We start from the raw sequence: 20,095 nt of genomic DNA, 5'->3' as shown, positions 1-20,095 counted from the left end.
ACCAGCTCGGCCTTCGGCCGTCCCGTCCTCGCCACCCGGCCATCATGCCGAACCAGCACTGACTTACGAAGCGAATTCCCGACTCAGGACACTAGTCTTCCGAGTCAAAAATTCTATTCAGATAGCCGGCGAGGCGTTCAAGGATCTCGTCTGCGGTCTTCGTCCAGACGTAAGGCTTGGGGTCGGTGTTCCATGCGGCGATCCAGGCGCGGATGTCCTTCTCCAGCGCCTGGACGCTCTTGTGGACCCCGCGTCGTATCTGCTTGCTCGTCAGCTCTGCAAACCAGCGTTCCACCAGATTGAGCCAGGACGATCCGGTGGGCGTGAAGTGCAGGTAGAAGCGGGGATGAGCTACCAGCCAGGTCTTGATCGCCGGGGTCTTGTGGGTGGCGTAGTTGTCCAGCACCAGGTGCACGTCCAGGTCTGCCGGTATCTCCTGGTCGAGTTTGATCAGGAACTTCTTGAACTCCTCGGCCCGGTGCCGGCGGTGCAAGGAGCCGATCACCTTGCCGGTGGTCACCTCGAGAGCGGCGAACAGCGTGGTGGTGCCCGCGCGCACGTAGTCGTAGGTGAGGCGCTGCGGGACGCCGGGCATCATCGGCAGCACCGGCTGGGAGCGGTCCAGAGCCTGGATCTGCGACTTTTCGTCGACGCAGAACACCAGAGCGCGTTCGGGCGGGTCCAGATACAGGCCGACGACGTCGTGGACCTCGTCGACGAAGTAAGGGTCCGTGGACAGCTTGAAGGTCTCTGTGCGGTGCGGCTGCAGGCCGAAGGCCCGCCAGATCCGTGACACGGTCGACTGCGACAGGCCCATCTCCTGGGCCATGGCCCGCGTCGACCAGTGCGTGGGGTTCTTCGGCGTCGACTCCAGCGTCCGCTTCACCACCGCAGCGACCTGCTCGTCGGTGACCATCCGGGGGCCGCCCGGGCGCGTCACCCAGGCCGGCGATCCGGTGCTCGACGAACCGCTTCCGCCAGCGGTCCACCGCATGCGGCGTGGAGCCCAACTGCGCGGCCACGTCTTTGTTCGACGCGCCTGTAACGCAGGCCAGGATGATCCGACACCGCAAAGCCCACGCCTGCGGGGTGGAACGGCGCCGCACCCATCCCGCCAGCGCAGCCCGTTCCGCATCCGACAGGATCAACTCGGCCTTCGGCTGCCCAGTACGTGCCACCAGGCAACCCTACACATCTGAACAGGATTCCTGACTCAGAAGACTAGTAGGACTCCGATAGGTCTTCGGGTTCGGCCTGTTCCTGGGCATGTTGGGGGGGGATGGACGCACATGAAGTGAACCGTGCCCGGGCGAAGTTGGCGTTGTACGTGGCGGATGTGTTCGCGTCGGTGCCGCGCAAGGACCAGCGGGCCAAGGGTGACTGTTACCTGCGGGGCTTAATGCTGGACGGCCGCCGCAAGTCGATCCAGGCCATGGCCTCGAGGCTGCCGGACGGCAACGAGCAGAACCTGCAGCAGTTCGTGAACCAGCGCGGGCCTGGATGGCCACGATGAGGGTGTGTACCTCAGCCGGGCTCGTGCCCGCGGCGCCGAGAAGCTCGGTCACACGCTGCTCGGCGTTCGCGGCCGTCTCTGGGTACACGGCGATCAGCGGTGAGTTCCGCCATTGAGGAGGTGGTTCATTCTGTGGATTCCCGCGCTGCGACGGCTGGTTCGACTGCTGCGTGCCTGCTACTACCGGACTTCGACGGAGTACGACGCGCCGGGGAACTCCCATCCGTCGGTGCCTTCGCCGATGTCCTCGACGATGACGTCGTCGATGAAGTGGTACTCGAACTCGTCGTCGGTGAGTTCGCCAGCGAGCCAGAGTTCGTCGATCGCGTCCCAGTTGCCCCGGCTGCCGTCGATACGCAGAGGCGCGGCGTTCGGGGTGCCGCGCGTACGTTCGTCGTCCCCGGTTTTGACGATGCCGCTGATAGCGTACTGGCCGTCCGTGATGTGGTCGGGGATCGGTTCGGCGGGAACGATGGCGGCGTTCTCGTACGCGGTGTGGATGATGTCCAGGTAGCTGCGGCGGACGTTGTACTCGGAGTCGGACAGCCAGTTGACCAGAGTCTTGGTCGTCACGTGGAGACCGGCGTCCTCCAGGACCTGCTGCCCGCGGTGGGTCGCGGTGAGCTGGCTGAGCTGGGCGTGCCAGTGCTTGGCGTTGTACGACGACAGCCGGTGGTGGGGGGTGGCTTGGGAGCGCAGGAGGTCGTTGAGGGCTGCGCCCAGAGAGTCGCCGCGTCCGGTGGGGCCAGCCATCAGTCGTCACCTTCGGGGATGATCTCGCCGGGCTGGACGAACTTGGCCTTCACTTCGCCGAAGCCGGTCCCGATCCGGTAGGTGGCGGGCGCGGTGCCGTCGGAAGCCCAGAAGACGGCCGCGTCGACGTTGCGAAGCGCGAGGAGCTGGTGGCCTTCCTGGACAGCCCTGAAGGCCACGCTCCAGTGCCGGACGGATGCCTCGGCGACCATGCTCATGCGCCAGTCCGGCCGCCAGAACGGGGACCTCTGTGCGGGACGCTTGGGCCACAGCAGGCGCAGCGCGATGGACAGCCGGGTCTTGTACGCCTTGTAGGGGGCGCCGCCGACCTGGACGAGCTCGGTGCGTGCCTTGCGGGTGGCCTCGTAGAAGGGCTTGAAGAGAGACTCATTGGCCTTCCCGGTCCAAGAGTCGTGAATCGTCGGCATGGCGGCGAGGTGGCCCGCCCGGACGAGTTTCTCCAGCTGCTTGATGTGGGGGGTGGTGACCCAGACGCGGCCGTTCTCGTCGGGTCGGTCGATGATCCGCCCCAGGGGGTGCGGCATGTCGGTGCGGTTCCACTCCGGGATGTCGATGAGGTAGATGCCGGCTCCGGCTTTGTCGTACGCGTCGAGCGAGCCGGTGTGCAGGAGCTTGTTCGGGGCAAGGGGGACGGCCGAACAGGCGGAGGGGAAGCTGCCGTTGCGGTCGATCAGGCACAGCACGCCGTCTCCGAAGGAGTCGGGCACGTCGAGTTGGTCGCGCCGGGCGCGCTTTCCGCTCGCCCGGATGTGGGGAACACGGGTGGCGGTGACGTCGGGGTGAACCCAGCGGGGCTCTCCGTCCATGTGCTCACTGATCAGAGTCCACGGGGCGCTGTCGCGGGCCTCGGTGCGGATGACGGGGATCGGGTGCATCTTCGAGCGGCCGACCGAGTCTTTGAGGATCTTCAAGGCGGGGAAGACGTGGCCCTCGGGCTCGTCCTCCTCGTCCCCCGGCGCCAGACCGTCCTCGCCGTCTTCCGTTACGTCATCCTGTCCCTGGCCGCTGTCTGCCGGAGCGTGCACAGGGGCACCGGCAGCAGTGGCCTGACCGGCGCTTCCGGCAGTGTCGGCGGACATGGGCGTGGTGAAGAGCCGCAGTGCGGCGGCGAGGCGGTGCCCTTCGTGAGTATCCGGCATCTCCGATACCGCTGTGGCGGCCTGGAGCAGCGACGGCAGGATCTCCTTGAGGGCGTCCTGGTCGCCGACTGCGACTGCCGTGCGCCATGCCGCCAGCTCGTGGGTGAGGGCGGCGGGGATCCCCTGGTGTCCGCCGGATGTGTAGGGAAGGGCGGCTTCTGCCAGTTCCAGCGCCGCGGTTCCCGTTCCGCCGGTGCCGGGCGCGAGACCTGGGCCTGCCGGGCTGTGGGCGCGGTCGGTGGGTCCGGTTCCTGCGTCGAGGAAGCGGGCGTGGAGCAGGTCGGGCTGCAGGTATGCCGAGCCGATCGTACCGAAGTCGCGTTCAATGACCGTCACTTGGACCTTGCCCAGGTCGGCGGCCGCGGTAAGCGTCAAGACGACGTCGGCGTCCAGGAGTGCCAGGATCGCGGGGTCGTCGCTGTCCACGACGGCGATGACCGGTACATGCAGGGTGCGTGCGAGGCCGGTCAGGACCTGGGAGGCATCGGGGAGACGCTCTCCGGACAGCGGGAGGCGGGCGCTGTGGGCGGCCTGGAGGCGGTCCACGATCACGAGGGCCAGGCCCTCCATATGCGGCGCGGTTTCCGCGATGTCCTCGGCGCTCAGGTTGGTGCCGTCATCGATCATCAGCAGATCGCCCGCCTGGACCAACTGCCGGGCGACCTGCTGCTCCTGCTCGGTGAGGCGGCCCTGCTTCAGGCGCGGGTAGTCGCCGCCGGTCTCGGCGGAGATGATCCGGCGGAAGATGTCGTCCCTGTTGGGTCCGGACGCCGCGTAAAGGACCGTATGGCGGTCGACGAGCGCGGTCTGCCGTGCGGCGGCAAGGCCCAGCAGGCTCCCGCCGACGTTCGGGGCGGCCGCCACGAGCGTCAGCCGGCCCGGCTGCAGACCGCCCGTCGCGGCGTCCAGGCCGGGCAGCCCGAACCGGGCTCCGCCGACCGGGCCGTCGGTGAGTACGGAACCGATGGCGTCGCCCAGCGTGGCGAGCCTGCGCGGCGCCCTGCTGCGGTCTTGGTTGCCTTGGCTGTTCACCGCACCTCCTGCGGTCGCCGCGCCGGGGTGCGCGGCCGTGTCGGATGAGAGGGCACCTGAAGCAGGGTCGGCGGGGAGCAGCACCGCAACCGGCGTGGTGTTGCGAAGGAGGACCTGCGGTTTGCCCTGCGCTGCCAGCGTCACGAGGTCACCGAGGTCTTTCTGTGCCGAGCTCAGCACGTGGGCCGGGAAGACATCGGCCTTCCGGGCTGCCGGGAACCGGTCCAGCGGAGCAAGCAGAGCGCGCACCTTGTGCTTGGTGATCACCGTGGCGCGCCCCTCCTCTTCGACGAGCTTGACCAGCGAGTACAGGCTGTTCCGCGCTGCGGTCGCGCTGATCGCCCGCTCTCCCTGCGGCGACTGACTCACTCACCCTCCCAAAACACACACCTCCCCAGCATGATATCAGGAATCCATCATTTAGTCGGCAAAAGTCACTATGTTCTTCGAAAACATCACTCATTATTTGGCGGCCTTGTGGGTGTGAGTTAACTGGCCGGGTTGCCGCAGGGGCAATCGGCAGCCGACAGCACGGAGGCCGGGACCCGGGACCCGGCTTCCGCTCCACACCGTCCGCAGACGATCGCACCCGCCGAACCGGCGGGCCTTGTACGCAAGGTCAGCGAGTTACTTGCTCCCCGGTGTCCGAGCTAGGACTACAGGGCCGATCCGGAAGGCGCCAGGCGACAGCTCGGGCTCGATGGCGCATGACACCGGGTAGTTACCCTCGGACACCAAACAGGAGCAGGCGGGCGTGACGACAGCGACGGAAGCGACCGACCCGGACGACGTCATCTACGACGCCGAGATCGTCGACGACGGCGAACGGCTCCTGCCCGCGGCCCCGGCCAGCACCCCGGTCGCCTACCGCATCACCCGGCACACGATTCTCGCAGGGGGGGAGGCACCTCCGCGCGCCGACGAGGAACCGCCTTTCACCGAGAAGGACTTTTCACCGTCCCGCCACGCGTGAAGAAGCGGATCGCCGAACGTGGCGCCCGCAACACCCGGGTCAACCGCGACTCCACGCGCACACGCTTCGAGCAGTGGTGCGTGAAGGAAGGACGGATCGCCCAGCCCACAATCACCACGGCGAACGTCGCCACCTACTTCGGCTACCTCATGGAGACGGGGAAGCCGGACGGCAGCAAGTACAGCCCAGAGAGTCTGCTCGCCTGCTGCTCCCGGATCGTCTCCTGGTACGCGAAGAGACCGGCCACACGTCTCCCTCGTCCGCGAGATGATCGAGGACTACCCCCTGGAGGACTTCATCCCGGCCGGAGGAGAGAAGGAGCAGTCCGCCGGCCTCACCTTGAAGTACCTGGTCAAGATGCCGCCAAGATCGACGAGAGCACCCGGATCGGGCGCCGCGACGCCGCCACGCTCGTCCTGCAATACGGGATGCTCTACCGCTACATCGAGGTCACGAACCTGCTGATCAAGCAGATCCGCGTGGACACCGACGGCGTATGGGTGTGGACCGCGAAGAGCAAGACCAGGCGCAAGGGAAAGGGCCGGTGGCGCTTCATCCGCGACCGGGCCGACCTGCAGATCGTTGCCCGCGTCCGGGCCTGGCTCGCTGATCTTCGCGAGCTGCGCGAGCCCACCGAGCACGGCCAGAATCCCGTCGACGGCGAGTCCGCTACCTGCCAGCCAAGCCGCTCTTCCGGGCCCTGGCCACCACCGGCAACCTGAAGCAGAGGAAGAACGCGACCGTGCGGGGCCTCTTCCTCACCGGCCCGGCCGTCAACGAGATGGTCAAGGCCCGCGCCGAGATCGTCGGCGTCGCGCTGATCAATGGCCTCAAGGTCACCTCCCACAGCTTGCGCGCGGGCCCGAACACCGACATGGCCGAGGCCCTGGTCCCGCTCGCCGACCGCACACCGCCGGCGCCTGGACCGCGGACTCCACCCTCGCCGACGACGTATACAACCGGCCCGACGGCACCATCGACACCAGCAAGGACGACCCACTGGACGCCGTGCCGCTCTGGGGCGCTTTCGAGGACCAGGCCGCGTTGGATAAACCATAAACGCGCAGGTCAGCGCCATATTTTCAGGTCGCTGGCCCTAGTGCGGTCTCAGGCGGCATACTCGATGCATGGCTGGCATCGAGATCGACGACACCACTGTGGCCACACTGCAGGCTCTGGCGGACGACGCTGGGCTCCCCCTGGAGACCTACCTCACCCGGGTAGCCGAGGAGAAGCAGCGCGAGCGCGCGCTGGCCAAGGGCGCCGAAGCATTCCGCCGGGTGATCTCCGACCCGGAGACCGTCGCCGCGTTCGACGCCGAGTACGGCGGTCCCGCGCAGGTCGCGCACACCCCCCGGGCGGCCTGACCTGTGCCTGCCGAGTACTACGTCGACTACCGGTGGTTCCTGGAGCGTCAAGAAGAACTGCTGGATGACCTCGCGGTCAACGACTACTCCGTGTTCGTCGGCTTGGCGGCCCGCCACAAGGTCGACCCGCCCCGACACGACCAGCACCGCCCTGACGCGTTCTGGCGGGCGGCGGTGATGCTGGAGGAGTGCGTGATGCTGCGGCCGCTGCCGACCCGCAACGAGCTGTACGGGTACACCGTGGCTCTCGCCTACCTGTCCATGCACGACGAGCAGGTGAACACGAAGTTCGAAGTGTGGCGCGAGCTGATCGCCGACATCCGCGCGCTGCGCCTCGACTCGTACGGCATCGCCGAGCGGCTGCGCTCCCTGCGGCTGTCGTAGATCAGGCGGCCGCCGCGCGCTCCAGCAGCGCGTCGAGCTGCGCGGCCGTCCCTTCGGGGTCCGTCGTGTGGTGGATGGTCCGGATTCCCAGCGCTTCGGCCGGCGGCAAATTCTCGGCGTGGTCATCGACGAACACACACTCCGGCCCCTCCAGCCCCAGCGCATCGAGCGCCCGCTGGTAGATGAACGCTGACGGTTTCCGGACACCTTCCCGCTCGGACAGGATCACCGCGTCGAACGCGTCCTCCCACATCCCCAGCGCCTCGTACGGGTTGTAGGGCTCCAGGCCGAAGCTGTTGGAGAGCATCGCCACCTTGATCCCGGCAGCGCGAGCGCGGTCCGCAGCCGCCACGATGGCCGGCTCAGGGCGGAGGTTGGCCAGCGCCCTGCGCATCAGGTCGGTGGGGTCGACACCGAGGATGCCGCCGATCACCTGGTTCCAGTCCTCCTGTGTGGCCTCGCCGACTTCCAGCTTCGAGTACACGGCCACGCCTTCGGGGTTCTCGTTAAGGGCGTGGAAGTAGGCGCCAGGCTCAAGCCCCTCAGACCGTTCGAAGGCCTGGCCGTTCAGCCGCATACGTGTGGTGAGGACTCCGCCGAAGTCGAGGATCAGGCCGCGGTAGGAGGAGGACAAGAGGGGCTCCTTGCGAGACGCGCGTCGTAAGGGCGGTCCCCCGCCGATTCCAGCAGAAGACCTTTGAGGGCCCTCCCGCAGGGGGAGAGACAACCAGTATCCCCCCTCTGGAGGGTCAACCGGCCTACGCTGGTTTCGAGCGCCCTACCCCTGCGGAGAACAGGCTAAATGATGTTAAATGCACGGGATTTGTTCACTATCGGCCAACGGGTCAAGTACTACCGTGAGCGGCGCGGACTGGCCCAAAAGGGTCTGGGTGAGCTGATCGGTCGTTCGGAGAACTGGGTCTACAAGGTAGAGCACGAGCAAATCCCGATCGACAAGCTGTCCCTGCTCTTCGACCTGGCAAGGGTCCTGCGCTGCTCCCTCGAAGACCTCACGGGCGGGTTCCTGTCCGGGGTTGGTACCGGCCTGGACACGGAGCACGAGCACGTCCCCGAGATCCGCAGTGCACTGTCGATGCCCTCGTCGCTGCTGCCCACCGCTGTCGGTTCAGTCGCCGTCGACGACTTCAAGAAGGATGTCTCCGACGCGTGGAAGGTGTACGAGACCCAGTCCAAGGGCCGGTACCAAGACGTGGGAGCCCGCCTCCCCGTACTCCTCCGTCAGGGGCATGCGGCCCTGCGTGACGCATCAGGTCCCGACGAGCACGTGGCGCTGCGCCAGCTCGTCAGCCTGTACGGGCTCCATCAGATTTGGCTTCGCCGCGTGGGGGAACCAATCCTCGCCCGCATCGCCGCCGACCGAGGCCTGTCGCTCGCCGACAACTCCGGCGACCCCGCCCTCATCGCGGCCGCCGCCTGGAACCTGTCCTGCGTCCTCACCTCCGCCGGCGAAGTCCACGACAGCGTCGAACTCGCGCGGGCGACGATCGCCAACTGCGCCCCCAACGACGACTCGCACACAGCGCACTGGTCCGCGTACGGGGCACTGCATCTGCAGGCAGCCGTCGCCGCGGTGCGTGCCACAAAGGGGCCTGCCGCCTGGGATCTCTACCGGGGGGCGAATTCCGCAGCCGAACGCGTCGGCTCGGACCGCAACGACTGGCATACCTGCTTCGGCCCCACCAACGTGGCCATGCACGAGGTGCACTTGACCGCTGAAGAGGGCAACGCGAGCGAGGCTCTGCGCTTGGCGGACACGGTGGAGATCAATCCCGAGCTGCCGTTGGAGCGTCGTACGCGATACCTGATCGAGGTCATGAACTGCAACCGCATCCAGCGTGACGACTACGCCACCGTGCACGTGCTCACCAAGCTGATGGAGCAGTCGCCCGAGGAGATCGTCTTCTCGCCGCTGGTCAGGGAGGCCGTGACCGACCTGCTCAAGCGGGAGCGCCCCCTGTTCCGCGACGACCTACGCAAAGTGGCCACCCACATGGGCATCGCGGCCTGACCCTGAACAAGCCGTTCCGACCCTGAACCCCAGTCAGCCCTGAATTGGATTCAGGGTTGAGCTGGGTAAATGGCCCTAAGTTGTTGAGCCATGACGAAAGGTCACCCCGCGGATGAGGCCCCCGCCGCGTCCTTACCCGCCCTGCGGGTAGAGCGCGCGGAGGGCACTCCGCTCCACCACACCCAGGCCGGCCGAATCGCCGTCCCGCTCAGCCTGATGCGGGGAACGCAGCGAGTCGAAGACCTGGAGCTCGTCCTCACCGCCGATCAGATGGAAGCCTTTTACGAGGAGATCGGCGCGATCCTCTATCCGCGCCGCGTGGCCGACCCGGCCCCGGCGGCGGAGGCCGCGTCATGACCGGCCCGCGCCGTACGGCCAGCGACCGCTTCCGGCGTCTTGCCTTGGCCGATGCGGCTGCGGCCCCCGGGTTCCCGGAGGCTCCGCCTCTGCATTGCCTCCCCCTGCAGCGGAGTCGTCGCGGGCAGCTCTTCGCCTCCATCAGCGAGCCGGAGGCCGGGAGGCAACGCAGATGACTGCCCCCACCCAAACTCTCGCCGAGCGGATTACCGCCTTCCTGGACGACATCCCCTCCCCCCACTGGCCGGCCCTCGCAGACAGCCGCCTCAACGACTCCTGGTGGGACTTCACCAAACCGCCGCAGACCCCGGCGAACCGACAGACGCGCCTCGTTCAGCTCTGCCGCTCGACGCTCGACGCCGCCATCGCGCTCCCGGAGGCTCCCTACAAGGTCCTCCTGTACGCCAACACGGCGGTGGACGAACCGGCCCGCGCCCTCGCCGCTGCGGAGACATACGCACACGACCGTGGGTGGCGCGTGGTCGGTCGCTTCGTCGACGCCACCACGGACACGCAGCCGTGGACACGCGAGGAGTGGCCGAAGGTCCTCGGCCAGCTCCGCGGAGGCTTCGCCCAGGGCGTCGTGACCGACGGCCGGTCCGCAGTGTCGGCCGCGGATGAGCCGTACGAACAGACCTTGCGCTGGCTCTCCGACCACTTCAGTTTCATCGCGCACGCCAGGATCTCCCCACTCGCTTCGGCGGTAGCGCGATGACCACTTCCCCGCCCCTCGAAGGAACTGTCCTCATGCCGCCTGCCGCGACAACCACAGAGTGCATCGCCATCCGCGAACCTGGCACGAGCTGGCGCCGACCGTCCTGGACGCAGCGAGAGGAGGTCCTACAGCGCATTGCCGCGCTGCTCCGCGCAGGCCTCCCCATCGACCGAGCGTTCGACGACGTCGCGACCGTCGTCGGGGACGGCTCCACCCTCGACGAGGAGACGATCCCGGCCCTCATCGAACGTTTCCGGGGCTCTGCCACCTCGCCTGGCCACCTCGCCATCTTGCTCGACGCGGTCGAAAGGGAGCAGTCCGGTAACGACCACCGCGAGCGAGAACGGCTCATCTCCCGAGCGCGACAGGTCAGGGCTCAGCCAGTGTCCGACATCGCCGGAGCTTCGCTTGGGTACCTCCGACGCCTGGCTTCCGCCGCCGAGGACCTGCTGGAAATCCTCCTGCCCGACGACGAGGCGGAGGCGGCCACGTGTCCCTCGTGACAACGGTGACGGAGCCGACTATCACCGTGATGCCGCCGGCCGAGGCCTATGACTACGACTACTTCCGGGCCCGCGTCGACGCCGAGCTGCTTTCGGCCAGCATCGCCATCCGCGTGTTCCGCATACCGCTCCTCGCCGTGCCGGCGGGCCGAACCCGGCGCGGCGGATGGTTCGGCGTTGACAACCTTGCCATCGCGCTCGCTGTCTGGGACATCCTGGCGCCCCTCTGCGGGTTCCCCGACCTGCGCATCACCTGGCATGAGACGCCCCGCAAGTCGTACGTCGTCGAGTGGGGTGACCGCCCACCCACCACATGGCAAGACGAAACCGCGCGCTTGGCCTTCTACGGCCTGACGTAGCACAGCCCCGGCCGCCACCACACTCCCTCTTCGGCTGGCGCCAACCGTTCCCCCACGGCTCCGTAAGTCGACCGAAGAGGCCCCCCCCCCAGTCCTGTCCTGCACACCCGGAAGGAAGACGTCCATGTGTCGGCACCAACACCCCTGTCCCACCGCGCACGCGGCTGATCGTGATGCGGCCGCCATAGTGGCCCGCCACGACGAACAGGGGTGGGCGCTGCTGTGCAACGGTGTCGTCCGTTTCGACGACACCGGCGAGGTCCTGCCGAACGGCCGCGTTATCGCCCCGCACCGGCCTGTTCCTACGGGCGTGAACGCATGAGCTCCGCCGTCCCGACCCAGTTCACCTGGAGAGGCATACGGGTGCCGTACATCGCGCCATGGACCAGTGAGATCCGGGAACAGCCCCGGCTCGAGAGACGCCCGCTCAACAGGGGCGGCGGCATAGCCTACGTCGACGAGCACCGACTGTACGACCGACACGCCGACATTCTGTGGCTGCGGATGGGTGCCGTGCGAGGCGTCGGCACGCCGATCCTCGCCGGGGTCAACTCGCAGCGCCAGCGCCAGGCCATGGACCGCCAGCTCTGCCAGGTCTGCGGAACAACGACCTACGGCCGCGCGGACGGGACCCACCTCTACCTCCTGGCCGAACGGGAAGGCAGGCCCATCACCGAAGGCGAACAGACCTCTTCCCCGCCCATCCATGAGGACTGTGCCGCGGAGGCCCTGCGGGACTGCCCGCACCTGCGCGAAGGTGCTGTCGCCGCCCGCGTGGAACGCCCGGAGCCATGGGGCATTGCCGGGATGCTGCACGACCCGGTAACCCTCGCGCCCCGCCCGTCCGCCAGGCGCGGAGGACTGACCTTCCTGCCGTACACGTCTCTCAAGCTGCTGTGGACGGTGGCCCACCTCGACGTGGTCTCCCTGCACGGCTGCACGCCCGTGAACCTGGACGAGCTCCTGGCGCTCACGGCATAGACCGCCGGCGGTCCGGCGCCTCCCCCCGTAGCCCGGACCGTCGGCCTACACACCCCCGCCCCCTTCCAGATCAGGAGAGTGCCTTGCCCACAGCTTCAAAGGCTTCGTGCGCCGTTCTCGTCGCCGCGGCGGTCGGGATCGGGGTTGTGCGGATCCTGCAGGCCGAGCGTTACCACCAGCGGAAACTGACGTTGCACGCTGCAGAGATGCACCAGGCGTGGCTGTCAGAGGTCGCGGCGGACGAGACGCTGCGGGCGGCCTGGGCGCCACCGGGCGAGAAGCTATCGTCCGAGGACTACGCATTGCTGGTGCACTGCAACCGGCAAGTCTCCCTGCTGTCCGCCAAGTTCCGCACCGGGCTGCTGGACCGGCACACGTTGCGCGTTCAGGCCCGGTGGCTGATGGAACGCGAGCTGGGCCGCACGTACTGGCGCCAGTTCGGCGCGTTCCGGGAGTCCGAGGCCAAGGACCGTATCGATCGGGCGTTCAACCGCGTTCTGGCGGACGAGTACGTCGCCGTCGCCCCTGCGGACACGGTCGCCGCATGAGACCCGTCGGCAGTCCGGTGCCCTCACGGCCCGGACCGTCGGCGCTCCAACCACCCACCGTCCCACCGTCCCCCGATCAGGAGGGTGTCTTGCTCACCGCACCGGCCTTTCCCAGCGTGGAAGGCGCGTACGTCGCCTTACTGCAGCTCGCCACGAAGGAACCCGAGCACCAGATCGACGCGCGCGGCAACGCCGCCCGCGAGGTACTCGGCGTCAGTTTCCGTCTGCCCGACCCCCGGCAGCGGCTGCCGTACCTGGCTCAGCGCAAGACCAACCCGGTCTTCCAGTTCGCCGAAGCACTCTGGTACCTCGCGGGGCGCCGGGACCTGGAGATGATCGGCTACTACGCGCCGTCCATGCGCGCGAGCAGCGCGGACGGCGTCCACCTCGGCGGATCCGCGTACGGCTACACCCTCTTCCACCCGGCCGACAGGGATCAGTCTCCCTTTGACCTCGTCGCCGAGCTGCTGCTGAACGAGCCGGACAGCAAGCGCGGCTACCTGCCCGTGTTCTCGGCGTCCGAGCTCGCCGACCGAGCCAACCCGGACGTCGCCTGCCTGGCCGGCCTGCACCTGCTGCCGCGCGACGGTCACCTGCACATGCTCTGCAACATGCGGGCGAACGATCTCGACTGCGGCCTGCTGTCCGACGTGTTCTCCTTCACGATGGTCCAGGAGTATGCGGCCATCCGACTCGGCCTGCGTCTGGGCACCTACACCCACACGATCGGCTCCGCCCACGTCAACGACCACAACGCCGACCACGTCCGTCGAGTCCTAGAGGAGGCCGCCGCCGGCCCCGCGGTCAGCTTCGCCTTCCCGGCGATGCCCGAGGACGCCACCGCGGCGACGCTCGAAAGCCTCCTGGTCCACGAAGAGGCGCTGCGCACCAACGAGCTGCGCTACACCGCCTCGCACATCCAGAACCGTCTCGGCCTGCATCCTTACTGGCAGCAGGTCGTGATGCTGTTCGAGCTGTACCGGCAGATCCAGCACGACCAGGTCGCGGCCGTCGACCCGACGCTCCTGCAGGCCCTAAACCCGGGCCTGCGCTGGCTGATTGTCCGCAAGTGGCCGGCCTGCGCCGCAGCAGTCGACGAGGGTACGCAGTGAGCGCGGGCAAGCCCATGAGCGGCGCCGTGGTGGAAGGCGTCGACTTCGACCGGTGGGCCGTCATTCTGTGCAAGCCCGACGCCGTGACGCGCGGGCTGGCCTCACGCATCCTGGAGATGATCTCCTTCGCGGGCTTCACCGTCACAGACCGCATGGATGTCATCGCCCAGCCGTGGCAAGCCCACGTCGCCGACCGGGACATGCTCGCCGACACCGGGCGCCGCGAGGTGCGCGACCTCCCTGCGTACATCGACGCCGCCTACGCCGGGAAACCCGTCACGCTGGCCCTGGCGCACGGTGCGCCGGGCATCCACGCCCGGCTGCGTCAGCTCATCGGCCACACCGACCCCACCCGCGCCGTGCCTGGGGCGATCCGCGGCGACCTGGGCGATGACAGCCTCGCCGTCGCCCGCGAGGAGAACCGGCTCGTGCGGAACCTGGTGCATACCTCCGACGACCCCGAAGGGGCTCGCCGCGAGTACGGCACCTGGTACGGGCCGGGGCGCCGCCTGCAGATCAGCGACTTCGACCGCTGCTCGGTCGTCCTGTGCATGCCCGACGCCGTCACGCCGGGCCTGGTCGACTCGGTGCTGGACCGGATCGCGGCCGCCGGCGCCACAATCGCCAACAGGATTGACGTGACCGTGCAACCGTGGCAGGCCCACGTGCACTACTGGGACCTCTTGGTGTTGGCCGACTGGTTCCCCGACCGGGACATCCCCGCGTGCCTGGACGACGCGTATGCGGGCAAGGAGGTCACCGTCGCCCTCCCGTACGGCGAGCCGGGCATTCACGGCCGGCTGCGGCAGCTCATCGAGCACTTCGCCCCCCGCGCCGCCGCCGGCACCACCGCGGCGATCTCGGCAACGACAGCCTCAAGGCGGCGCTCGAGCAGAAGCGTCTCGTGCACAACCTGGTGCACACCTCCGACGACGCGGACGCGGCCCGCCGCGACTTCAACACCTGGTACGGCACTCGCTTTCGCCCTGCACGCCGCCGCCGACCGCCCCCGGCCGATACGCCCGCGCCCTGGACGCCCTCGACCGGTACGTCACGACAGCGATCCGAGGCCTGCTCGTGGACGCCCACGCACGCATGGACCGCGGCGAGATGCCCGCACTGGCCGAGTTCGACGCGATACGCGGCCTTAGCGGGATGAGCGGGCTCCTATTGCACCACGACGTCCACACCGACGTCCTCCGCGAAATTCTGACCTACCTGGTCCAGCTAACCGAGCCAGTCAAGCACGACGGGGAACTTCTGCCCGGCTGGTGGAGCCACCTCGCCCCCGTCGGCACGACCTCCCCGGAGTATCCGGAAGGGCACGCCAACAACGGCGTCGTCCACGGCATCGGCGGCCACCTCGACGCGATCACCCGCAACCTGGCCTGGCTCGACCACTGGCAGCAGAACGGACCCGCCAGCCCGTGGTGGCCGTACTGGATCACCGCGAGCAGCTACGCTCCGGCACGACCGGCCCCGGCCCTTCCCGGCCGTCCGGGTGCTACGGCACCGCCGGATTCGCCCTTCTGCGCGCCATGACCGACCCCGGCCAACTCGACGCGACCGTGGATGTCTCCCTGCGCCACGGCTTCGGAGGTCTGGCACACACGCAACTCAGCGCCGCAGACACCCTCACGCCCGGCCTCACCGAATGCCTGCCCCGGCTCCTGCTCCCGATCACCGACACCGCGCCGGGCACCCTCGCGGACTCCCTGATCAACCCTCCTAGCGGCGGCGACATCGGGCTCCTCGGAGGTGCCGCAGGCACCGCCCTCACCCTGAACGCCTTCCACACCGGAACGCCATCCGCGTCCGGGTGGGACACCTGCTTCCTGACCATATAGCCGAAGAGAAGAGGAGACATGGCAGCGGACGAATCCACCGCACACCTCACAGAGCCCACGGCCGAAAGACAACTGGCCTTCTTGTGCCCTTCACCCAAAACCACCTAGCGCACAGGGAGCAACGCCCGCCCCATGCTGCCCGACAACCCGGCTATGACCAGACCCAATCGCTACACAGCGCTCCTGCCCCACACACCGCATACAGCAGCCCTCGCCCAGGACTTCATCTCCAGCGTCCTGTCGGTCTGGGAAATCGACGACGCAGACAACGACTGCCACAAAAGCCTGTCCGTGCTCCTGGCCCAGGCCGACCACGCCACACACCCGACGGTGCAAGTGAGCGTCGAACGACAGCCAGATCGCCGCGTACGAATCGAGATCACACACGGGGCGACGCCGATGGGACGCAGAGACCTATTGCCGCCAGGTGCAACGGGTACCGGGTCGCGGTAACGGGCATCGAGGAAGATTGTTGCCAAGCCGAAGTGATGATTTCTCGTGACTGGGTCATGTCGTCGTGGCAGCGGGGCGGCACGTGCCTCGAAGCTCTGGTGGTCGCGTATGGCCGCCGGTCAAGGCAGCAGCGGGAGTGCTGCTGGCCGATGAGTTGGGCTCCGAGCGCGACATGGCCAAGACCGTGACACGTCGCCAGGAGCAGGCGCAGGAAGTGCTCCGATCCTGCCCCGACCAGGCCGTGGCCAGTGACGTAGATGACGAGGGCTTCGTCGTGGTGTTGGGCGGCCAACGTGAGCATCACTGTCAGGCCCGGATGCCGCTCGACGAAGCCGCGGCCTGGGCCGCCCGCCACAGCCCCGAGGGACTAGCCGCCCGCCGCAGACGACTGGACGGCCGAGTGGGACCGAGGGGAGGACAAGAGACTCGGGGCGACCACCGGTGAGCGGCTCGCGACGCTTCCGTACGGGTGGCGGGTCGACGCAGTGCGCCGCATCGCGCTCGGCAAAGACGCGCTCGGCACCGTCGCCGCCGCGGCGCTCAGCATCAACGTGATCTGCGGCTACGGCGTCGACCGCGCTTCGTCCGACACCGGGCCGACCAGCCTGCACCTGTCCTCCGTTCAAGCCGATCCGCAGAAGGCCTAAGGAGAGGGCGACACGGATGATCGTGTGGATCAGTGGTGCGTACGGCGTGGGAAGACGACACTCGCCAATGCTCTCGCCAGTCGCTGGCGCGGCGGTGGCTTACGGAGATGGCCACCATGCGGCAGCGGGTCTCGGCTCAGCCGTACTGCCACTGCTGGCCGGTGCCTCGGTACTCCTCGACGGGGATCGGCAGGACACCGGGGCGCATGCGCTCTCGGTAGAGGACGCCGCAGAGGTGGTCGAGTTCGTGGGCGACGAGGCGGGCCATGCCGTGGGTGAAGCGGGACAGCCGGGTGCTGCCGTCAAGGTCGTCGTGCGCGACAACGATGCTGAGCGCCCGGGGAACGCGGCCGCGGACGTCAAAGAAGCTGAGGCAGCCCTCGAACTGCACGTCCTGGTCGACGGAGCTCTCCTCGATCGTGGCATTCAGCAACACGAGCGGCTTGGCGGCCAGACCCGGGGGGATGACCACGGCGGCGGAGCGGTCGAGGCCGAGCTGGGGGGCCGCGATTCCCATCCCCTTGCCGAAGGTGTGAAGTTCCCGGACTCGGTCGATGGCATCAAGGAGTTCACCGACGATGCGCTCGGCGTCCTCTGCTTCGGCCGGCAGGTCGAACGGGCGCGCTGGGGTGATGAGGACGGGAGCGCCTTCCTGGACGATGCCAGCGTTCGCCATGGCCTGGCTCGTGGAGACAGTGCTCACAGAGGCGTTCTCTTTCGTGTCGGGTGCCGCCTTGAGGCGCCACTCCATGCGGTACCGGGCATGCAGGGGTGGATCCATCGTCGCCCAGCTGAAGACGGTCCGGTCTTCTCTCATGGTGCGTTGTGGCTGGGTGCGCAGTGGCGCGAGGTCCGCGCTCATGGACGTCTCGGTTCCCCAGACAACCGGCTCGGTTGCGGAGGGGAAGGCGAGTTCCACGGTGAGGCGACGCGTCGGCAGCCGGACGGCTCGTTGGAACCAAGGGCCCCATTTGTCGGCACTCACGTTGTAGGCGTAGGTGATCTCCGCTTCCTGCCCCGGGTAGAGGGGGAAGCGGCGGGATGGGCTCTGGAATGTCAACCAGAGTTCCTTGACGGCGTCCCGGTCGTGTTTGACGGTCCACTCCATGGGCTCGTCGCCACAGTTGGCCTGGAAGCCGAGTTCGTCCCAGGTCAGAGGGTTGCTGCGGTACAGGGCGTTGGAGCGGTCCGGTTCGGCGGGGTAGCGGTCCACGGCGATGCGTACGAGGTAGCGCGTGACGGGTTCGGTGCCGTCGTTGCGCAGCAGCCGGCGCATCCGCAGGTGGAAGGTGCTGCCGTCGAGGTCCAGTGCCGCATCGTCCTCCAGGACCAGCAGGCCCGTGCTGGCTGTGGAGTCGCTCTGTTCGGCCGCCGACGGCGAGGAGTCGGTGCCCTGCCATGCCGTCCACAGGGCGCCGCCGGCGTCAAGTTCCGTGTCTGCCCGGCGGGCGAGGGCGGGACTGCCGCGCTCGCGGCCGGCCTCAAGATGGCTGATGTACGAGCGGTCGACGTTGAGCCGGTCCGCCAACGCCTTCTTGGACAGCCCGCGATCGGTGCGCCAACGCGTGAGTTCCGCGGCAAACACTCCGCGCTTGCTCTCCAACGCCTGTTCCCCCTCATGGAGTTGAACTCGATCGTGAGTGAGTGTTCCTCACCCTTACCTCATCCTGCCCGGCGGGAGCTCAATGGTGCCAGGCGGCGGTCATGGTCGCGATCGTCACCGCGGCCGCCGCCCATTACCTGTTGTGCGGTGAACGTCAGGCTGCCGGCCTTTCGAGTTAAGCGGGCTCGACTCACCGTTCGAGCGCCTATTGGTCGGGAGGATCTACGGCGAGCGCATGGACCGGCCATGACGTCCCGTTGGTGGTCCGCGACGCTCGAGCCACCACATTGATTGGCGAGTCTGGGCGGTCGGCGAGTCACGGGCGTATCCGGAGCGAACGGTTTAAATTCAGATAGCTGTCTATTTTTCGGCAAGGTCTCACCCTCTCGGGAGGACTCGCTGTGGCCAACTGCGCGATTCTGGAACGCTATGAGTGAGCGCTCGACGTCTGTTCGTCGAAATGAAAGATTGTGGTGGTGGATTCACCGAACCGGCTTGAGTTACGCCGCATTAGCACGCGAATTATGGATGACTGCGGAGTTGAATGGGCGTTCCGACCTCCGGCCGGATCGGACACGCATAGGCCACTGGGTCAACGACGGACAGACGCCGCAGCATCCGATGCCGGACTATCTCGCGCAGACACTTTCGCGCCTGTCCGGCTGCACCGTGACCTTGGCCGACCTAGGGCTCTCACACGGCCCGCAGCCTGGAGCCGAGCACCTCGGAGTCGTCGATGTGGCGACTGCCTTCTCACGAAGCGTCGTCTCCACGGACCTGTCGCCCTTGGAGATCGACGAGCTTGAGTCGGGCATCGACGAGTTGGCCATCGCCTACCCGACTCGTAGGCCGGAGGAGCTGTGGGATGAGGCGATGGGACACCGTCAGCACGCCCACGCATTACTGCATCATCGGCGGCACACCCTCCGGGAGGGCCGTGAGATCGCCCGGTGTGCGGGAATGCTGTCCGTCATCCTCGCCTGGCTGTCTCACGACGGGGGCCACCAGCAGGCCGTGGAGGCATGGGCGGTGGACGCTACCGCGCACGGACAACAGGCCGATGCTCCTGAGGTGATCGCGTGGGCCGAGGACGTTCTCGCCACCGACGCGTTGTACGGCAACCGGCCTCTGGACGCGCTGACCGCGGCGACTCGCGGGCTGGCCGTGGCCCCACGTTCGGGTGACGCCTCCATCCGCCTCACCGCGCAGGTGGCCCGTGCGCAGGCCTGCTTAGGGAACGCTGAAGGCTTCGCCGATGCTGCCCGACGCACCGAGGCTCTCTGCTCAAATCTCACAGCGTGTTGGAGCGGTCTCTTCAGAGCCGATAAGGCCCAAATCGGCTCCTTCAGTGCCTCGTCATATCTCTGGCTGGACCGCCCCCGCGAAGCGCAGTCCGCAGCTTTGGACTCCATAAGCCACTACCGCTCGCTGGAGGCGCCCGCAGTCGCGCCCACGCGCCTGGCGGTGGCCGAACTCGACCTCGCGCTGGCGCAGACAGCTCTGGGAGAGCCGGACGAGGCTGTACGGGTCGGTCTGTCCGCGCTCGGCGGCGAGCGTCTTGTCCATGCCATCGTCGGTCGGGCCGAGTACCTTGGCCGCGAATTGCGCCGTCGCCATCCGGCCCGGACGAGCGTCAGAGAATTCCTGGAACGGGTGCACGGCTTGCGGAACACGCTGGAAAGCACCCCGGTTCGGTGACCGAGAACGCGCCTGTCAGCATTCACTGTTTGCGGATACGGCCGCAATTCCGTCCGGTGTT

Annotated in this window: 23 protein-coding genes and 2 pseudogenes; 19 read left to right on the top strand and 6 right to left on the bottom strand. The window is 67.8% G+C overall.

Annotated elements, in window-relative coordinates; all coding sequences use genetic code 11:
* Positions 1 to 91 precede the first annotated feature (91 nt).
* Positions 92 to 940: an IS630 family transposase gene (locus ACZ44S_RS36905; RefSeq protein WP_466937365.1), complete on the bottom strand. Its 849-nt coding sequence runs from the start codon at positions 938 to 940 to the stop codon at positions 92 to 94.
* Positions 941 to 977: 37 nt separating this feature from the next.
* Positions 978 to 1,022, bottom strand: a pseudogene (locus ACZ44S_RS36900) (hypothetical protein); the annotation flags it as partial.
* Between the two features lie 257 nt (positions 1,023 to 1,279).
* Between ACZ44S_RS36900 and ACZ44S_RS36895 the strand changes: the two are divergent.
* A pseudogene (locus tag ACZ44S_RS36895) lies at positions 1,280 to 1,489 on the top strand (transposase); the annotation flags it as partial.
* A 204-nt stretch (positions 1,490 to 1,693) separates the two neighbouring features.
* Here ACZ44S_RS36895 and ACZ44S_RS36890 read toward each other — a convergent pair.
* Both ACZ44S_RS36890 and ACZ44S_RS36885 read right to left on the bottom strand, forming a co-directional pair.
* Entirely contained in the window at positions 1,694 to 2,266 is a 573-nt protein-coding gene (locus ACZ44S_RS36890; protein WP_466937363.1) for a hypothetical protein, read from the bottom strand.
* On the bottom strand, positions 2,266 to 4,827 hold the full coding sequence (locus ACZ44S_RS36885) for a DnaB-like helicase C-terminal domain-containing protein (RefSeq protein WP_466937361.1): 2,562 nt from the start codon (positions 4,825 to 4,827) through the stop codon (positions 2,266 to 2,268). Before ACZ44S_RS36885 ends, ACZ44S_RS36890 begins: the two co-directional genes overlap by 1 nt.
* A gap of 385 nt (positions 4,828 to 5,212) precedes the next feature.
* On the opposite strand from ACZ44S_RS36885, the gene ACZ44S_RS36880 reads away from it, so the two are divergent.
* From ACZ44S_RS36880 to ACZ44S_RS36865, 4 genes are all read left to right on the top strand, one after another.
* Positions 5,213 to 5,431 (top strand): hypothetical protein, encoded by a 219-nt coding sequence (locus tag ACZ44S_RS36880; protein ID WP_466937358.1) that lies wholly within the window; start codon positions 5,213 to 5,215, stop codon positions 5,429 to 5,431.
* Complete coding sequence (locus tag ACZ44S_RS36875) at positions 5,428 to 6,153, top strand: hypothetical protein (protein WP_466937354.1); 726 nt, start codon at positions 5,428 to 5,430, stop codon at positions 6,151 to 6,153. The genes ACZ44S_RS36880 and ACZ44S_RS36875 overlap by 4 nt, the downstream gene beginning before the upstream one ends.
* Positions 6,154 to 6,558: 405 nt before the next feature.
* A complete protein-coding gene (locus ACZ44S_RS36870) occupies positions 6,559 to 6,798 on the top strand; it encodes an antitoxin MazE7 (protein WP_388731907.1) in 240 nt (79 codons plus the stop codon).
* Between the two features lie 3 nt (positions 6,799 to 6,801).
* Positions 6,802 to 7,182, top strand: a complete 381-nt coding sequence (locus ACZ44S_RS36865) for a toxin Doc (RefSeq protein ID WP_466937351.1) — start codon at positions 6,802 to 6,804, stop codon at positions 7,180 to 7,182.
* Between the two features lies 1 nt (position 7,183).
* Here the strand turns inward: ACZ44S_RS36865 and ACZ44S_RS36860 are convergent, their stop codons facing one another.
* A complete protein-coding gene (locus ACZ44S_RS36860) occupies positions 7,184 to 7,816 on the bottom strand; it encodes an HAD-IA family hydrolase (RefSeq protein ID WP_466937348.1) in 633 nt (210 codons plus the stop codon).
* A 189-nt stretch (positions 7,817 to 8,005) separates the two neighbouring features.
* On the opposite strand from ACZ44S_RS36860, the gene ACZ44S_RS36855 reads away from it, so the two are divergent.
* The 13 genes from ACZ44S_RS36855 to ACZ44S_RS36795 all read left to right on the top strand — a co-directional run bounded on the left by ACZ44S_RS36855 (position 8,006) and on the right by ACZ44S_RS36795 (position 16,733).
* Positions 8,006 to 9,211, top strand: coding sequence for a helix-turn-helix transcriptional regulator (locus ACZ44S_RS36855; RefSeq protein WP_466937346.1), 1,206 nt, complete (start codon positions 8,006 to 8,008; stop codon positions 9,209 to 9,211).
* A 90-nt stretch (positions 9,212 to 9,301) separates the two neighbouring features.
* Positions 9,302 to 9,568, top strand: a complete 267-nt coding sequence (locus tag ACZ44S_RS36850; protein WP_466937343.1) for a hypothetical protein — start codon at positions 9,302 to 9,304, stop codon at positions 9,566 to 9,568.
* A gap of 172 nt (positions 9,569 to 9,740) precedes the next feature.
* A complete protein-coding gene (locus ACZ44S_RS36845; RefSeq protein WP_466937341.1) occupies positions 9,741 to 10,283 on the top strand; it encodes a hypothetical protein in 543 nt (180 codons plus the stop codon).
* Positions 10,284 to 10,315: 32 nt separating this feature from the next.
* Positions 10,316 to 10,786 carry a DUF6415 family natural product biosynthesis protein gene (locus tag ACZ44S_RS36840; protein ID WP_466937339.1) on the top strand — a complete coding sequence of 157 codons (471 nt, stop codon included), beginning with the start codon at positions 10,316 to 10,318 and terminating at the stop codon, positions 10,784 to 10,786.
* A complete protein-coding gene (locus tag ACZ44S_RS36835; protein WP_466937337.1) occupies positions 10,774 to 11,145 on the top strand; it encodes a DUF6302 family protein in 372 nt (123 codons plus the stop codon). The genes ACZ44S_RS36840 and ACZ44S_RS36835 overlap by 13 nt, the downstream gene beginning before the upstream one ends.
* A gap of 124 nt (positions 11,146 to 11,269) precedes the next feature.
* Positions 11,270 to 11,467 (top strand): DUF5999 family protein, encoded by a 198-nt coding sequence (locus ACZ44S_RS36830; protein ID WP_466937335.1) that lies wholly within the window; start codon positions 11,270 to 11,272, stop codon positions 11,465 to 11,467.
* The gene (locus ACZ44S_RS36825) at positions 11,464 to 12,126 is read left to right on the top strand and encodes a hypothetical protein (RefSeq protein WP_466937333.1); all 663 of its coding nucleotides are present in this window, start codon (positions 11,464 to 11,466) and stop codon (positions 12,124 to 12,126) included. The genes ACZ44S_RS36830 and ACZ44S_RS36825 overlap by 4 nt, the downstream gene beginning before the upstream one ends.
* 83 nt (positions 12,127 to 12,209) lie before the next feature.
* On the top strand, positions 12,210 to 12,674 hold the full coding sequence (locus tag ACZ44S_RS36820) for a DUF6082 family protein (protein WP_466937331.1): 465 nt from the start codon (positions 12,210 to 12,212) through the stop codon (positions 12,672 to 12,674).
* Between the two features lie 89 nt (positions 12,675 to 12,763).
* Complete coding sequence (locus tag ACZ44S_RS36815) at positions 12,764 to 13,786, top strand: thymidylate synthase (protein WP_466937329.1); 1,023 nt, start codon at positions 12,764 to 12,766, stop codon at positions 13,784 to 13,786.
* Positions 13,783 to 14,937 carry a nucleoside-diphosphate kinase gene (locus ACZ44S_RS36810; protein ID WP_466937327.1) on the top strand — a complete coding sequence of 385 codons (1,155 nt, stop codon included), beginning with the start codon at positions 13,783 to 13,785 and terminating at the stop codon, positions 14,935 to 14,937. Before ACZ44S_RS36815 ends, ACZ44S_RS36810 begins: the two co-directional genes overlap by 4 nt.
* Positions 14,849 to 15,328, top strand: coding sequence for a lanthionine synthetase LanC family protein (locus tag ACZ44S_RS36805; protein WP_466937370.1), 480 nt, complete (start codon positions 14,849 to 14,851; stop codon positions 15,326 to 15,328). Before ACZ44S_RS36810 ends, ACZ44S_RS36805 begins: the two co-directional genes overlap by 89 nt.
* Complete coding sequence (locus tag ACZ44S_RS36800) at positions 15,214 to 15,633, top strand: hypothetical protein (protein WP_466937325.1); 420 nt, start codon at positions 15,214 to 15,216, stop codon at positions 15,631 to 15,633. Before ACZ44S_RS36805 ends, ACZ44S_RS36800 begins: the two co-directional genes overlap by 115 nt.
* Before the next feature lie 938 nt (positions 15,634 to 16,571).
* Positions 16,572 to 16,733 carry a hypothetical protein gene (locus ACZ44S_RS36795; protein ID WP_466937323.1) on the top strand — a complete coding sequence of 54 codons (162 nt, stop codon included), beginning with the start codon at positions 16,572 to 16,574 and terminating at the stop codon, positions 16,731 to 16,733.
* 136 nt (positions 16,734 to 16,869) lie between these two features.
* On the opposite strand, the gene ACZ44S_RS36790 is transcribed toward ACZ44S_RS36795, so the two are convergent.
* Positions 16,870 to 18,336, bottom strand: coding sequence for a peptide deformylase (locus ACZ44S_RS36790; RefSeq protein ID WP_466937321.1), 1,467 nt, complete (start codon positions 18,334 to 18,336; stop codon positions 16,870 to 16,872).
* Between the two features lie 528 nt (positions 18,337 to 18,864).
* Here ACZ44S_RS36790 and ACZ44S_RS36785 point away from each other — a divergent pair.
* The gene (locus ACZ44S_RS36785; protein WP_466937319.1) at positions 18,865 to 20,034 is read left to right on the top strand and encodes a hypothetical protein; all 1,170 of its coding nucleotides are present in this window, start codon (positions 18,865 to 18,867) and stop codon (positions 20,032 to 20,034) included.
* The last annotated feature ends 61 nt before the right edge of the window (positions 20,035 to 20,095 follow it).

The organism is Streptomyces malachitofuscus, from assembly GCF_055571035.1.
The sequence above is the reverse complement of the archived record's forward strand: the minus strand, read 5'-3'. Positions and strand labels throughout refer to the sequence as shown.